10 protein-coding genes are annotated in these 14687 nt (G+C 72.2%); 7 read left to right on the top strand and 3 right to left on the bottom strand.

Translation table 11 applies throughout. The features are described from left to right. Position 1: 1 nt before the first annotated feature. Positions 2-454, bottom strand: coding sequence for a hypothetical protein (locus tag IAG44_RS07505; protein ID WP_187746337.1), 453 nt, complete (start codon positions 452-454; stop codon positions 2-4). Further along, positions 447-1898: a glycosyltransferase family 2 protein gene (locus tag IAG44_RS07500; protein WP_187746336.1), complete on the bottom strand. Its 1452-nt coding sequence runs from the start codon at positions 1896-1898 to the stop codon at positions 447-449. Before IAG44_RS07500 ends, IAG44_RS07505 begins: the two co-directional genes overlap by 8 nt. A gap of 186 nt (positions 1899-2084) precedes the next feature. On the opposite strand from IAG44_RS07500, the gene IAG44_RS07495 reads away from it, so the two are divergent. The 3 genes from IAG44_RS07495 to lpdA all read left to right on the top strand — a co-directional run bounded on the left by IAG44_RS07495 (position 2085) and on the right by lpdA (position 9015). Continuing rightward, positions 2085-3371 (top strand): aminotransferase class I/II-fold pyridoxal phosphate-dependent enzyme, encoded by a 1287-nt coding sequence (locus IAG44_RS07495; protein WP_187746335.1) that lies wholly within the window; start codon positions 2085-2087, stop codon positions 3369-3371. A 241-nt stretch (positions 3372-3612) separates the two neighbouring features. Then, positions 3613-7512, top strand: coding sequence for a glycoside hydrolase family 2 TIM barrel-domain containing protein (locus tag IAG44_RS07490; RefSeq protein WP_187746334.1), 3900 nt, complete (start codon positions 3613-3615; stop codon positions 7510-7512). Positions 7513-7611: 99 nt separating this feature from the next. Beyond that, positions 7612-9015, top strand: a complete 1404-nt coding sequence (gene lpdA / locus IAG44_RS07485) for a dihydrolipoyl dehydrogenase (RefSeq protein ID WP_187746333.1) — start codon at positions 7612-7614, stop codon at positions 9013-9015. Positions 9016-9026: 11 nt separating this feature from the next. On the opposite strand, the gene IAG44_RS07480 is transcribed toward lpdA, so the two are convergent. Then, positions 9027-9383 (bottom strand): ArsR/SmtB family transcription factor, encoded by a 357-nt coding sequence (locus tag IAG44_RS07480; RefSeq protein WP_187746332.1) that lies wholly within the window; start codon positions 9381-9383, stop codon positions 9027-9029. A 56-nt stretch (positions 9384-9439) separates the two neighbouring features. Between IAG44_RS07480 and IAG44_RS07475 the strand changes: the two genes are divergently transcribed. The 4 genes from IAG44_RS07475 to IAG44_RS07460 all read left to right on the top strand — a co-directional run bounded on the left by IAG44_RS07475 (position 9440) and on the right by IAG44_RS07460 (position 14680). Next, positions 9440-11389 (top strand): heavy metal translocating P-type ATPase, encoded by a 1950-nt coding sequence (locus IAG44_RS07475; protein WP_187752559.1) that lies wholly within the window; start codon positions 9440-9442, stop codon positions 11387-11389. Between the two features lie 590 nt (positions 11390-11979). Further along, positions 11980-12171 (top strand): hypothetical protein, encoded by a 192-nt coding sequence (locus IAG44_RS07470; protein ID WP_425508427.1) that lies wholly within the window; start codon positions 11980-11982, stop codon positions 12169-12171. A 549-nt stretch (positions 12172-12720) separates the two neighbouring features. Then, a complete protein-coding gene (locus IAG44_RS07465; protein ID WP_187746331.1) occupies positions 12721-14187 on the top strand; it encodes an AlkA N-terminal domain-containing protein in 1467 nt (488 codons plus the stop codon). Positions 14188-14197: 10 nt separating this feature from the next. Further along, entirely contained in the window at positions 14198-14680 is a 483-nt protein-coding gene (locus tag IAG44_RS07460; protein WP_187746330.1) for a methylated-DNA--[protein]-cysteine S-methyltransferase, read from the top strand. Positions 14681-14687 lie beyond the last annotated feature (7 nt).

Raw genomic sequence — 14687 nt, 5'->3', positions numbered from 1 at the left:
GTCACGGCGGCGGCGGGAGCGCGTTCGCGGCGGCCCGGACGGCGGCCGCCGCCTGTTTCACGTCGTCCGCGTCGCTGCGGCCCAGCGCGAGGATCTTCACCAGGGACAGCAGGGTCGGGCCGAAGAACGCGACGGCCAGCCACGGCTGTTGATGCGTCCCGAAGTACGCGGACGTGCCCAGGGTGGTGAGCGCCACCAGCACCGCGCAGTACGTCCCCGTCAGCCGGCGCCGGTGCGCCCGCTTCAACTCGGCCTCCCGTGAACGCAGTTGCTCCAACTCGGCGTACGCCTGCGCCTGTTCGGAGCGCATCCGCGCCTCGTGCTCCCGGGCGAGCTGCGGTTCCAGCGCGCTGAGCGCCACCGCCAGGTGTTCGGCGGGGAGTTGGGCCCACTGCGCGGCGATGTCGAGGGCGCTCGGCTGCCGGGCGGGCTGCGTCCCGATCTCGTCAGCCATCGTCGGCTCCTCCGTCTCCCTTGGGCGCCGGGCCCGTTCCGGCGAGGCGCTGCGCCTCTGGGGGCGGCCCCAGGGCGGTGAACAGGGTGTCGAGTCCGGCGGCGAGCGCCTGGGCCGCCGCCGGGGTGTCGGGGGAGGAGGCGAGGGCCAGAAGGTCCGCCGGGGCGTCCTCCTCGGACTCGGGCGGGGGTGGTCCGGGAGCGCGGGGTGGCGGTTTGCGGAGGCTGTGTTCGAAGTGGGCGTTGAGGACGGGGGTGTCGCCCCGGAGGTAGTGGGTGAGGGCGGTGAGCGCGGCGGGGGTGCGGGTCAGGGCGCTGAGGAGGGTGTTCGCGATGGACGCGGGCGACGCCGTCCTCAGCCAGGACTGGTCCGTGCGCGTCTGAGCACGCAGCCAGACCACGGCGGCGTCATCCGGGAGGACGAACGCCAGCACGACGAAAGCGGTCCACCCCACTCCGACGGTGACGGACTCGCCCACGAAGAAGGACGCCGCGACCGTCAGCGCCGCGACCGTCGGTCCGGCCAGGTCCCGCACCAGCGGCAGGAGCAGCGCCAGCCGGGCCGACCAGCGGCGGAACCTGCCCTGGATCCGGTGCCACTCGCGGGTCCGGTAGATCTGGAGCAGCCCCGTGTTCCGGCGCAGGCGACGGCGGTACAGCATGCGTGTCTGGAGGGACAGGGTCGCCTCGACGGGGATCGTGACCCGGGTCTCCTCTCCGTACAGCACCGCGCCGGTCGCCCCGTACGTGAACAGGCGCAGCATCAGCTCCAGTTCCTCGGCGCTGCAGCCGTCGTCCCAGCCGCCGACCAGCCGCAGCAGGTCGGTGCGGACGAAATAGCCGGCGCTGTGGCCCCGCCAGAAGTGCGGGGTCGTCCGGACGGGTGACCGCCCCCGGACGCACACCACGTCGTCGGTCCGGTGGACGATCTCCCCGGCCTCCAGCACACCGGGCACGTCCACGGCGAGCCGGACCACGTCCGCCCCGGACGCCCGGAACGCCCCGTCGACACGGTCGATGAGACCGGGCGCCAACGGGTCGTCGACCTCCAGGAATCCGACGACCTCCCCGGCGCAGTGGGCGAGCCCTTCGTTGAGGGCGGCGGCCAGCCTGGACCCCTGTGTGGTGCGCAGGACCGTCCGGAACAGCTGTGGGTCCACGGCCTCCAGCCTCCGCGCCTGCGCTAGCGTGTCGTGGTCGTCCGGCGACACGAGCAGCAGCACTTCGAAGTCCCGGCGGCCCGGATCCATCAGGTGCGTGAACATCGCGTCGAGGTACGGCTCGCGCAACGCCGGCACCAGCACCGAGTACCGCACATGCGCCGCCGGTTCCCGCGCCTCCGGCAACTCGAACACCTGCCGTGCCCGCACCCACTTCGGACGCGGCAGGAACAAGAGGACGGCCGGCACGGCGACCAGGAAGAACAGCAAGGCCGGAATCTTCATGAGCCCCCCAAGTCCGTTCATTGTGGCCCGGCACGACGCGCCGAGGGAGCACTTCGCCCGAACCGCCCGCGACCGCGCGTACAGAAACCGCTCACGCAAGATCAAGACCGCGTCAGGACACCCCACAACCCCCAGACCCCACCCATAACGTCGTTCTCACCAGGCCCTTTTCGAGAAAGACCCCTCATGCCTCTCCCCACGGCGGACGACACCCTCCGCAAGGACATCATGCGGTTCCGCACCCCGTCCGGCGCCGACCTCACCACCCGCAACGACCCCTACCTCGCCTGGCAGCGCGCCCGCGAACAGGCCGGACTGTGGCCCTACTTCCGCAGCTACGCCACCCCGCTCACCCCGCACGCCACGGCGGTCTCGGACACCGGTGTCACCACGGCGGGCCCCAACTTCGGCGGCCAGGACTACCTTTCGCTGACCGGACACCCCGAGATCCTGGAGGCCGCCCACAAGGCGCTGTACACCTACGGCCCGTTGACGGCCGGTTCGCCGGCGCTGGGCGGCGGGAACCCGCTGAGCAAGGCCCTGGAAGCGGGCCTCGCCGAAGCGCTCCGCACCGACCACGTCATGCTGTTCCCCACCGGCTGGGCCTCGGGTTTCGGCACGATCCGCGCCCTGATGCACAAGGGCGACCACATCCTCCTCGACAAGCTCTCCCACGACTCGCTGAGGCAGGGCGCGGCGGCGAGCGGCGCGACGGTCGAGTTCTTCCGGCACCTGGACAACGAGGCGGTCCGGCGTCATCTCGCCAAGATCCGTGCCACCGACACGGCCAGGGCGGTCCTGGTGGTCACCGAGGGCGTCTTCTCCATGGACTCCGACACCCCGGACCTCGCCGAACTCCTCGCGCTGTGCCGGGAGTTCGGCGCCCAGCTCCTCGTGGACGTGGCGCACGACTTCGGCGCCATGGGCGAACGGGGCGGCGGGCAGCTCGAAGCGCACGGCATCCTGGGTGAAGTCGACTTCGTGGTGGGCGCGTTCTCCAAGACGTTCGCGTCGACCGGTGGCTTCCTCGCGACGCGCTCGTCCTCGGCGCGCGAGTACGTCCGCATGTTCGGCGGCCCGCAGACCTTCTCCAGCGCCATCACCCCCGTCCAGACGGCGGTGGCCCTCGCCGCGCTGTCCGTCGTCACCTCCGAGGAGGGAGCCCGGCGCCGAACCGCCGTGCGGGCGAACGCCGTTCGGCTCAGGGACGGGCTCACCGGGCGCGGCCTGGAGGTGATGGGGGACGTCGTCTGTCCCGTCGTCCCCGTCCTGATCGGTGACACCGCGACGGGGCGTACCGCGTCCGGGCTGATCGCGCGTGCCGGGCTGATCGCGCACCTCGTCGAGCAGCCCGCCGTGGCCTCGGACGCGGCGCGGTTCCGGCTCCAGGTGATGGCGGAGCACACGGCGGGGGACATCGACGCGGCGGTCGGGATCCTCGACGCGTGCATCGGGGAGGCCCGTCGAAGGTGACGCTCCGGTCGATCAGAATTGCACAAAGTCTTACAGGGTGATTGCCTCGACTGTACTCGGGACCTAGGGTGTGGCTGGCTCGGTAGCCATCGTTTCACCAGCAGTACTCCCACGTCCGCGCGGTAATGCGGGGGGTGGGGGGATGAGTTGACGGATCGTCAGTGAAACGTGCCGCTGTTCGGTTCGGCAACAGCATCCGACAGGACCGTTCATCCTGAGGAACCGAGGAAGGTCACGGCCAATGCCGCACCCGCACCCGCAACAGCCGCTCCCGACGGACTCCTGGCGCCCGGCCGTCAGCCGCCGCAGGCTCCTGGAGGGCTCCGCCGCCGTCCTCGGAGCGTTCGCCCTGTCCGCCTCGGCGGGCACCGCGCACCCGGCGCGGGCGGTCGGCGAGGCGGCGGCCCAGCCGGAGTGGAACGGCCGCATCGACACCTTCCGCGTCGGCACCCAGCCCCCGCACACCACCCTGATGCCCTACGACGGCGTCCCCCAGGCCCTGGCCGCCGACCGCACCCGCTCCCCGTACCGGCTGAGCCTCGACGGCGCGTGGAAGTTCGCCTACGCGGACCGCCCCGAGGACCGCGACGTGGACTTCCACCGCACCGACCTCGACGACCGGGGCTGGGACACGATCCCGGTCCCGTCGGTGTGGCAGCGGCACGGCTACGACTTCCCGATCTACGTCAACATCACCTACCCCTGGTGGGGTCCCAACGGTCTCGGCGAGAACCCGCAGCCGCCCGCCGCCCCCACCCGCTACAACCCCGTCGGCCAGTACCGCCGCACCTTCACGGTCCCCCGGGGCTGGTCGGGCCGGCGCACCTTCCTGCACTTCGAGGGCGTCAAGTCCGCGCACTACGTGTGGATCAACGGCGAACTCGTCGGCTACAGCGAGGACTCGTACACCCCCGCCGAGTACGACATCACACCGCACCTGAGAGCGGGCACCAACCAGATCGCCGTCGAGGTCTACCGCTACTCCGACGGCGACTGGCTGGAGGACCAGGACATGATCCGTCTGAGCGGCATCTTCCGCTCGGTGTACCTGTACTCCACCCCGCCCGTCCACCTGCGCGACTTCAAGCTCGACACCCCGCTCACCGGCGACTACAAGGGCGCCGCCCTCGCGGTCACCGCGAGCGTGCGCGCGTACGACGGCACCAAGGGCGCCTACACCGTCGACACGATGCTGTACGACGCCAAGGGCCACCCCGTCTGGCCGCGCCCCCTCAGCGGGCGGGCCGACGTCACCGTCGCCGGGGAGGACGTCACCGTCACCGCCTCCCGCGACGTCCCCGCGCCGCGCCTGTGGTCCGCCGAGCACCCCTACCTCTACACGGCCGTCCTCCAACTGCGCGACCCGGCCGGGAAGGTCGTCGAGACGGTGTCCCACCGCGTCGGCCTGCGCGAGTTCGCCCTGAAGGACGGGCTGATGCGCGTCAACGGCAGGCCGGTCTCCTTCCGGGGCACCAACCGCCACGAGATGCACCCGGACCGGGGCATGGCGCTCACCCGCGCGGACCTGGTCGAGGACATGAAGCTGATCAAACAGCTCAACATGAACTCCGTCCGCACCTCCCACTACCCGAACAACCCGCTGTGGTACGAACTCGCCGACGAGTACGGCCTGTACCTCGTCGACGAGACCAACCTGGAGACCCACGGCATCCGCGACCGCTTCCCCGGCGACCACCCCGACTGGAGCGCCGCCTGCGTCGCCCGCGCCCAGAACATGGTCCACCGCGACAAGAACCACGCCTCGGTCGTCATCTGGTCCCTCGGCAACGAGGCGGGTGGCGGGCGGACGTTCGTGAACATGCACGACTGGATCAAGTCGTACGACACGACCCGCGTCGTCCAGTACGAGGGCGACGACCGCCCCGGCATCAGCGACATCCGCTCCGAGATGTACGACTCGCCCGCGCGCGTCGAGGCCCGTGCCAAGGACACCGCCGACACCCGGCCGTACGTGATGATCGAGTACTCCCACGCGATGGGCAACTCGAACGGCAACTTCAAGAAGTACTGGGACCTGATCCGCCGCTACGACGTCCTCCAGGGCGGCTGGATCTGGGACTTCGTCGACCAGTCCCTCACCGAGCGCACCCCGGTCCGTCAACTCCTCACCGAGACGGGCCCGTTGAAGCTGCGTGCCGAACTCATGTCGTCGGCGGGCGAGTTCGACCGCGACAAGGGTGTCTCCGGCGCCACCGTCTTCCCCCGCGACCCCGGCCTCGACCTCACCGGCTCGCTCACCCTGGAAGCCTGGATCACCCCGCGCGTCACCGGCTACCAGCAGCCGATCATCGCCAAGGGCGACACCCAGTACGCCCTCAAGCAGTCCGACCAGAACCTGGAGTTCTTCATCCACGGCGGCGGCCAGTGGGTCAGCGCGACCTGGCCCCTGCCCGCCGACTGGGCGGGCCGCGAGCACCACGTCGCCGGTGTCTTCGACGCCGACGCGGGCACCGTCACCCTGTACGTCGACGGCGTCTCCCGCGCCACCCGCACGACGACCCGCCGCCCGAGCAGCAACACCGCGCCGCTCGCCCTCGCGAACGACACCGACAACCACACCCGCGAGTTCAGCGGCACCATCCGCCGCGCCCACGTCTACGCCCGCGCCCTGACGGCCGCCGAACTCGCCTCCACCACCCGGCAGCCGACCGACGACGGCGTCCGCCTCTGGTTCGACGCGGCCACCGTCGCCGTCACCGGCGTCAAGCCGAAGGAGAAGACGTACTTCGCGTACGGCGGCGACTGGGGCGACTTCCCGAACGACGGCAGCTTCGTCGCCGACGGCGTCGTCACCGCCGACCGGGGCCACACCGGCAAGGCCGCCGAGATCAAGCGCGTCTACCAGGAGATCCAGTTCACGGCGGGTGCCAGGCCCGGCGAGGTCACCCTCGTCAACGAGTACCTGTTCACCAACCTCCGCGAGTTCGACGCGAGTTGGGCCCTCGTCCTGGACGGCGAGACCGTCCAGAAGGGCAAGCTGACGCGGAGTCACCTCGACGTCGCGCCGCTCACCAGCAAGGCGATCACCGTCCCGGTGAAGCTGCCCGCGAAGCCCGCGCCCGGCGCCGAGTACTTCCTCCAACTCGCCTTCACCCTCAAGGAGTCCACGCCCTGGGCGAAGTCCGGCCACGAGGTCGCCCGCGCCCAGCTCCCCCTGGACGCGGGCAGCCCGGCGGTGACTCCCGTACCGCTCACGGCGGTCGCGGCCCTGAGCCACACCGAGGACACCGAGAAGGTCACCGTGACGGGCCGGAACTTCACGGTCGCCGTCGACCGGGCGAGCGGCCTCATCACCTCGTACGTCGTCGACGGCGCGCCCCTGCTCGTCTCCGGCGCCGCCCCCAACTTCTGGCGGGCGCCCACCGACAACGACAAGGGCAACGGGCAGCACACCCGCAACCAGACCTGGCGGGACGCGGGCGCCCGGCGCGCGGTGAAGAGCGTCACCGTGCGCGAACTCGCCGACAGGGCCGTCGAGATCAGGGTCGAGGGCACCCTGCCGACGACCACGGTCTCCACGTACACCACCACCTACACGGTCTTCGGGAACGCCGAGATCAAGGTGGACCACACCCTCCACCCGGGCGCGGCGAACCTGCCGTACATCCCGGAGGTCGGCAGCCTGCTGTTCCTGCCCGCCCGCCTCGAACACCTGCACTGGTACGGGCGCGGCCCCGAGGAGAACCACTGGGACCGCAACAACGGTACGGACGTGGGCCGTTGGTCCGGCACCGTGACCGGCCAGTGGACCCCGTACATCCGCCCCCAGGAGAACGGCAACAAGACCGACGTCCGCTGGGCGGCGCTCACCGACGCCCGGGGGAGGGGCCTGCTGGTCTCCGGCGAACCCCTCGTCGAGGTGAACGCCTCGCACTTCACCCCCGAGGACCTGTCCGCCGGCGTCCGGCACGACTACCAGCTCACCCCGCGTGCCGAGGTCGTCCTGCGCGTCAGCCACCGGCAGATGGGCGTCGGCGGCGACAACAGCTGGGGCGCGCACACCCACGACGAGTACAAGCTGTTCGCCGGCCGCGACTACGCCTACACCTACCGGCTGCGGCCGATCAAGGACGTGACGGACGCGACAGCCGCCTCCCGCCGTCCGACCTCGGCCGAGTAGGAGAATTCCTCACGGAGACGGCCGCCGGACACTGTTTCCGGCGGCCACCGCGTGCGCCCGGGGCACCTCGGGCGCTCCCGAGGGAAGAGGAATTCCGTCATGGACGAGCGATTCGACGTCGTCGTGCTCGGAGCGGGGCCCGGCGGCTACGTCGCCGCCGTCCGCGCGGCCCAACTGGGCAAGAGCGTCGCGGTCGTTGAAGAGAAGTACTGGGGCGGCGTCTGTCTGAACGTCGGCTGCATCCCCACCAAGGCCCTGCTGCGCAACGCCGAACTCGCCCACATCTTCACCCGCGAGGCGAAGACCTTCGGCATCAAGGTCGAGGGCCAGGTCACCTTCGACTACGGCGAGGCGTACGCGCGCAGCCGCCGCGTCGCCGACGGCCGCGTCAAGGGCGTCCACTACCTGATGAAGAAGAACAAGATCACCGAGTTCGACGGCCGGGGCACCTTCCTCGACGCGAACACCCTCCAGGTCAGCGGCGCGGACGGCAGCACGAAGACCATCGGCTTCACGGACTGCATCATCGCGACCGGCGCCACGCCCCGCCTCCTGCCCGGCACCAGCAAGAGCGCGCGTGTCGTCACCTACGAGGAGCAGATCCTCGCCGACGACCTCCCGCGCTCGATCGTGATCGCGGGCGCCGGAGCCATCGGCATCGAGTTCGCGTACGTCCTGCACAACTACGGCGTGAAGGTCACGATCGTCGAGTTCCTGGACCGCGTCGCCCCGCTGGAGGACGCCGAGGTCTCCGCCGAACTCGCCCGCCAGTACCGCAAGTTGGGCATCGACGTGCTGACCTCGACCCGCGTCGAGTCCATCGACGACTCCGGCGACCAGGTCCGCGTCACCGTCACCGGCAGGGACGGCGCGCGGCAGGTCCTGGAGACCGACAAGGTCCTCCAGGCCATCGGCTTCGCCCCCAACGTCACCGGCTACGGCCTGGAGGCGACCGGCGTCCGGCTCACCGAGCGCGGCGCGATCGACGTCGACGGCCGCTGCCGCACCTCCGTGCCGCACATCTACGCGATCGGCGACGTCACCGCGAAGCTGATGCTCGCGCACACCGCCGAGGCCATGGGCGTCATCGCCGCCGAGACCCTGGCGGGCGCCGAGACCATGGAGCTGGACTACGCGATGATCCCCCGGGCCACCTACTGTCAGCCCCAGATCGCGAGCTTCGGCTACACGGAGGCGCAGGCCCGCGAGAAGGGCTACGACGTGAAGGTCGCCAAGTTCCCCTTCACGGCCAACGGCAAGTCCCACGGCCTCGGTGACACCACCGGGTTCGTGAAGCTCATCAGCGACGCGAAGTACGGCGAGCTGATCGGCGGGCACCTCATCGGCCCCGATGTCACCGAACTGCTCCCGGAGCTCACCCTGGCGCAGCAGTGGGACCTCACGGTCCACGAGGTCGCCCGCAACGTGCACGCCCACCCGACGCTGGGCGAGGCGGTGAAGGAGGCGGTGCACGGGCTGGCCGGACACATGATCAATATGTGAGGTGTGAGGCCCTACTCGGCGGTGTCGCTGAGCCCCAGCCGCAGGTGCTCCACGTGGTACACCGCCTGGTCCAGCAGCTCGGCGACATGGTGGTCGTGCAGCGCGTAGACGACGGACCGTCCGCGCCGCTCGCCGACCACCAGGCCGAGGTTGCGCAGCAGCCGTAGCTGGTGCGAGCAGGCCGACTGCTCCATGCCGACCTCCGCCGCCAACTCCGTCGCGGGCAGCGGTCCTTCGCGCAGGCGCGCGAGGATCAGCAGACGGGACGGCGTCGAGAGGGCCTGGAGCGTGGTGGCCACCTTCGCCACGTTGTCCGCGTCGAGGCGGACCCGATCTGCGGTTTCGGTGGTGACGACTCCATGGCCCATGGGAACAGTCTACTCATCGCACATGAACGAATGAATGAGTCTTCATGTGTTCCTGTATGGTGGGGAGGGTGTCAGCGACCCTTGCCCCCACCCCTGTCCGCCCGGCGGCCGTCCCGCGCCGCCGCACCCGGCTGCTCGCCCTGCCCGAGGTGCGGTGGGCCCTCGCGGCCACCCTCCTCTTCGTCCTCGCCCTCGTGGCGGACCTCGGCGGCGGCCCCGCCTGGCTGTACGGCCCCCTCTACGCCGCCGCCTACGTCTCCGGCGGCTGGGAACCCGCCCTGGAGGGCCTGCGCGCGCTGCGCGAGAAGACCCTCGACGTCGACCTCCTGATGATCGTCGCGGCGATCGGCGCGGCCTCCATCGGGCAGGTCCTCGACGGCGCCCTGCTGATCGTCATCTTCGCCACCTCCGGCGCCCTCGAAGCGCTCGCCACCGCCCGGACGGCCGACTCCGTGCGCGGCCTCCTCGACCTCGCGCCCGATACCGCGACCCGCCTCACCGACACCGGCGAGGAGACCGTCCCCGCTGCCGAACTCGCCGTCGGCGACGTCCTGTTGATCCGCCCCGGCGAGCGCATCGGCGCCGACGGGCGTGTCCTCGACGGCCTCAGCGAGGCCGACCAGGCGACCGTCACCGGCGAGTCCATGCCCGTCGTCAAGCGGCCCGGCGACGAGGTGTTCGCGGGGACGCTCAACGGCACCGGCGCGCTGCGCGTCCGCGTCGAACGCGACCCCTCCGACTCGGTGATCGCCCGCATCGTGGGGCTCGTCGAGGAGGCGTCCCGCACCAAGGCGCCCACCCAGGTGCTCATCGAGAAGGTCGAGCAGCGGTACGCCGTCGGGGTGGTCGTCGCGACCCTCGCGGTGTTCGCCGTGCCGCTGATGTTCGGTGCCGACCTCACGAGTGCGCTGCTGCGCGCGATGACGTTCATGATCGTGGCCTCGCCCTGCGCGGTCGTCCTCGCGACCATGCCGCCGCTCCTGTCGGCCGTCGCCAACGCCGGACGGCACGGGGTCCTCGTCAAGTCCGCCGTCGCCATGGAGCAGTTGGGGGCCGTGGACGTCGTCGCGCTGGACAAGACGGGCACCCTGACCGAGGGGACGCCCGAGGTCGTCTCGGTACTCCCCGCCCCCGGCTCCGGGCTCGACGAGACGGGGCTGCTGGCGCTGGCCGCCGTCGCCGAGTACGCGTCCGAACATCCGCTGGCCCGCGCGATCGTCGCAGCGGCGGGGGAGCGGGGGGTCCGCTTGGTGCCCGCCGAGAAGTTCGCGGCACGCCCGGGGGTGGGGGTCGAGGCCGTGGTCGAGGGCGCCGTGGTGACGGTCGGACGTCCGCCGGCTCCCGGGACGGCGCCGGAGGGCGGCGTGGACGGCGACGGCGGCGTGGACGGCGTGGACGGCGAGGGCGGTGCCACCACCGTCCTCGTCACCCGCGACGGCGTCCCCGTCGGCACCCTCGTCCTCACCGACCGGCTGCGCCCCGAGGCACCGGCCGCCGTCGCCGCGCTCACCGCGCTCACCACGGCCCCGCCGGTCCTGCTCACCGGCGATCAGCCCGGCGCGGCCGCGCGCGTCGCCGAGGCGACCGGCGTCACCGACGTCCGGGCCGGTCTGCTCCCCGAGGAGAAGGTGACGGCCGTCAAGGGCCTCGGCACCCGCGTCCTCTTCGTCGGCGACGGCGTCAACGACGCGCCCGCCCTCGCCGTCGCCCACGCGGGCATCGCCATGGGCCGCGCCGGTGCGGACCTCGCCCTGGAGACCGCCGACGCCGTCCTCGTCCGCGACGACCTCACCGCCGTCCCCGCCGCCATCCGCCTCTCCCGCACCGCCCGCCGCCTCGTCCGCCAGAACCTCATCATCGCCGGCACTTTCATCACGGCCCTCGTCCTGTGGGACCTCCTCGGCCACTTGCCGCTGCCGCTCGGCGTGGCAGGCCACGAGGGCTCGACGGTCCTGGTCGGCCTGAACGGCTTGCGACTGCTGAGGGAGTCGGCTTGGCGGGTTTGAGGGGGTGAGGCTGGCCGGGGGCCGGGGGCCGGGGGCGAGGCTGACCGGAGCCGGAGCCGGAGCCGGAGCCGGAGCCGGAGCCGGAGCCGGATCGAGGGCTAGGGCCGGAACCGGAGCCGGGAGCGAGGGCCGGAGCCGGAGCCAGGGCCGGGGGTGAGGGCAGCGGGGTATGGGGCCTGGCGGACCCGGGGTGAGGTTGGCGGGGTATAGGTCCTGCCGGACCCAGAGGTGAGGCTGGCCGGGTGCGGGTGCGGGTGCGGGTGCGGGTGCGGGTGCGAGGGCGGCGGGGGCTGGGCATGAGGTCCGCTGGGTTCGAGCCCGCCGCCCGAGCGCAGCCCTCCCGAAGGCCCTCAGCGCCCGGCCCGGAACCGCCGGGCGGCGTCTGAGCCTGTCGGCACAGGCCCACGCCTGCCGCATCCGCCGCCCTGCCGGGAAACCAGCAGAACCAGCCCCTGAGCAACCCCACTCCCGGGCCCCGGCCGCAGCTCCGGCCCTCGGACTTGGCCCTGGCCCCCGGCCTCGGCTCCAGCCCTTGGCCCCGGCCCTCGGCCATCCCTACTCTGGCCGTCCCGCCCCCGGTCCCGTCCGCCTTGGTCTCCCACCGCCCGGCGATCCAGCTCTCCCTCGGCAGCGCGTTCGCTCTCGTCGCGGGCGGCGGCGCCTTGGTCCTCGTCGCCGGCGCGGTCCTGGTCTCCATGCTCCTCGCCGTCGCAAGCACCGCCGCGTCCGTCGCTGTCCGCGCGGTCGTCGTCCACTCGATCCTCAAGGAGCACAAGGCGTGACCACCCCGCCACCCCGGCGGCCCTGGAGCCGGCTGTCCTCGCCGACGTGCTGAGGCTGGCCGGTTCCCTTGGCCTCCGGCCCCCGCCCCCGACCTTGCCTCCGGCCTCCGGCCCCCGGCCTCCGGCCCCCGGCCCCCGGCCTCCGACCTTCGGCTCCCGGCCCCGGCTCCCGGCCTTCGGCTCCTGGCCTCCGACCCCCGGCCTTCGGCTCCTGGCCTCCGACCCCCGGCCTTCGGCTCCCGGCCTCCGACCCCCGGCTCCCGACCTTGCCTCCGGCCTCCGGCCTCCGGCCTCCAGCTCCCGGCCCCCAGCTCCCGGCCCCCAGCTCCCGGCCCTCAGCTCCCGACCCTCGGCCCTCAGCTCCAGCCCCCGTTCCCCCGGCCCCGGCTGCGGTCTCTCCTCCGGGACGTGCCCCGGGACCTGCGCGATCGTGTCGTGCAGCTCGCTGCGTTTGGTCTGGGCCCCTGCGTCACCCACCCCCACGTCCATGTCGGATTTCCGCCAGCCGAAGCCTCGGGGTGGCCCCATGCTGGGGGTATGCAGAACGCGATGCACACTGACCGGGAGCGCTGTGTGCGGGCCGTGCGGTCGAAGGACGCGCGGTTCGACGGGTGGTTCTTCACGGCGGTGTATACGACGGGGATCTACTGCCGGCCGAGTTGTCCGGCGGTGCCGCCGAAGGCGGAGAACATGACGTTCTACGCGAGCGCGGCGGCGTGTCAGCAGGCGGGGTTCAGGGCGTGCAAGAGGTGCAGGCCGGACACGAGCCCGGGCTCGCCGGAGTGGAACCAGCGGGCGGACGCCGTGGCGAGGGCGATGCGGCTGATCGCGGACGGCGTGGTGGACCGGGACGGCGTGCCGGGACTGGCCGCCCGACTCGGGTACAGCACCCGGCAGGTGGAGCGCCAACTCCTCGCCGAACTCGGCGCGGGCCCCCTGGCGTTGGCGAGGGCACAACGTGCCCAGACCGCACGGATCCTGATCGAGACCAGCGAACTCCCCATGGCGGACGTGGCGTTCGCGGCGGGCTTCTCGTCCGTCCGGACGTTCAACGACACCGTCCGCGAGGTCTTCGCCCTCTCACCCACCGAACTCCGCTGCCGCGCACCGAAGTCGGCGAACAAGACCCCCGGCGCGCTCCAGCTGAGGCTCCCGTTCCGCGCCCCCCTGAACCCCGACAACCTGTTCGGCCACCTCGCGGCGACAGCCGTCCCCGGCGTGGAGGAGTGGCGCGGCGGCGCCCTGCGCAGAACCTTGCGCCTCCCGTACGGCCACGGCATCGTCGCCCTCACCCCGCACCCCGACCACATCGCCTGCCGCCTCACCCTCAGCGACCTGCGCGACCTGACCGTCGCGACCAGCCGCTGCCGCCGCATGCTCGACCTGGACGCTGATCCGGTCGCCGTGGACGACCAGTTGCGCACCGACCCCGCCCTCGCCCCCCTCGTCGACAAGGCCCCCGGCCGCAGAGTCCCCCGCACCGTCGACGAACCCGAGTTCGCGATCCGCGCGGTCCTCGGCCAGCAGGTCTCGACGGCCGCGGCCCGCACCCACGCCGCCCGCCTGGTCACCGCGCACGGCGACCCCGTGGACGACCCCGAGGGCGGCCTCACCCACCTCTTCCCGACCCCCGAAGCACTCACCGCCCTCGACCCCGACACCCTCGCGATGCCCCGCACCCGCCGCACGACGTTCACCACCCTCGTCACCCAACTGGCGGACGGCACCCTCCACTTGGGCCCCGAGAGCGACTGGCCGGAAACCCGCGCCCGCCTCCTCCGACTCCCCGGCCTCGGCCCCTGGACCGCCGACGTCATCGCCATGCGCGCCCTCGGCGACCCCGACGCCTTCCTCCCCACCGACCTCGGAGTCCGCCGCGCCGCACAGGAGTTGGGCCTGCCCGCGACCCCGGCCGCCCTCACGGCCCGCGCCGCCGCCTGGCGCCCCTGGCGCGCCTACGCCGTCCAGTACCTGTGGGCGACCGACGACCACCCCATCAACTTCCTCCCCGCCTAAGGTTGTTCACATGAAGCACCACAAGGTCGTCGACAGCCCCTACGGCCCGCTCACCCTCGTCGCCGACGACGGTGTCCTGTGCGGCCTCTACATGACCGACCAGCGCCACCGCCCGCCGGAGGAGACCTTCGGCCCCCGCGACGACACCGGCTTCGCGGAGGCCGAGGCCCAGCTGGAGGCGTACTTCGCGGGCGAGTTGACCGAGTTCACCCTCGAACTCGCCCTGAACGGCACCGACTTCCAGAAGTCCGTCTGGTCCCAGCTGCGGGCCATCCCCTACGGCGAGACCCGCACCTACGGCCAGCTCGCCGACGCCCTCGGCAACCCCCGCGCCTCCCGCGCCGTCGGCCTCGCCAACGGCAAGAACCCCGTCGGCATCATCGTCCCCTGCCACCGCGTCATCGGCGCCTCGGGCGACCTCACCGGCTACGGCGGCGGCCTGCCCCGCAAACGCCGCCTGCTGGACTTCGAACGCGGAACGGCCCTGTTCTGAACGGGAG

The organism is Streptomyces roseirectus, from assembly GCF_014489635.1.
Taxonomy (GTDB): domain Bacteria; phylum Actinomycetota; class Actinomycetes; order Streptomycetales; family Streptomycetaceae; genus Streptomyces; species Streptomyces roseirectus.
Note: the sequence above shows the minus strand (reverse complement) of the source record. Positions and strands in the feature narration are given on the sequence as shown.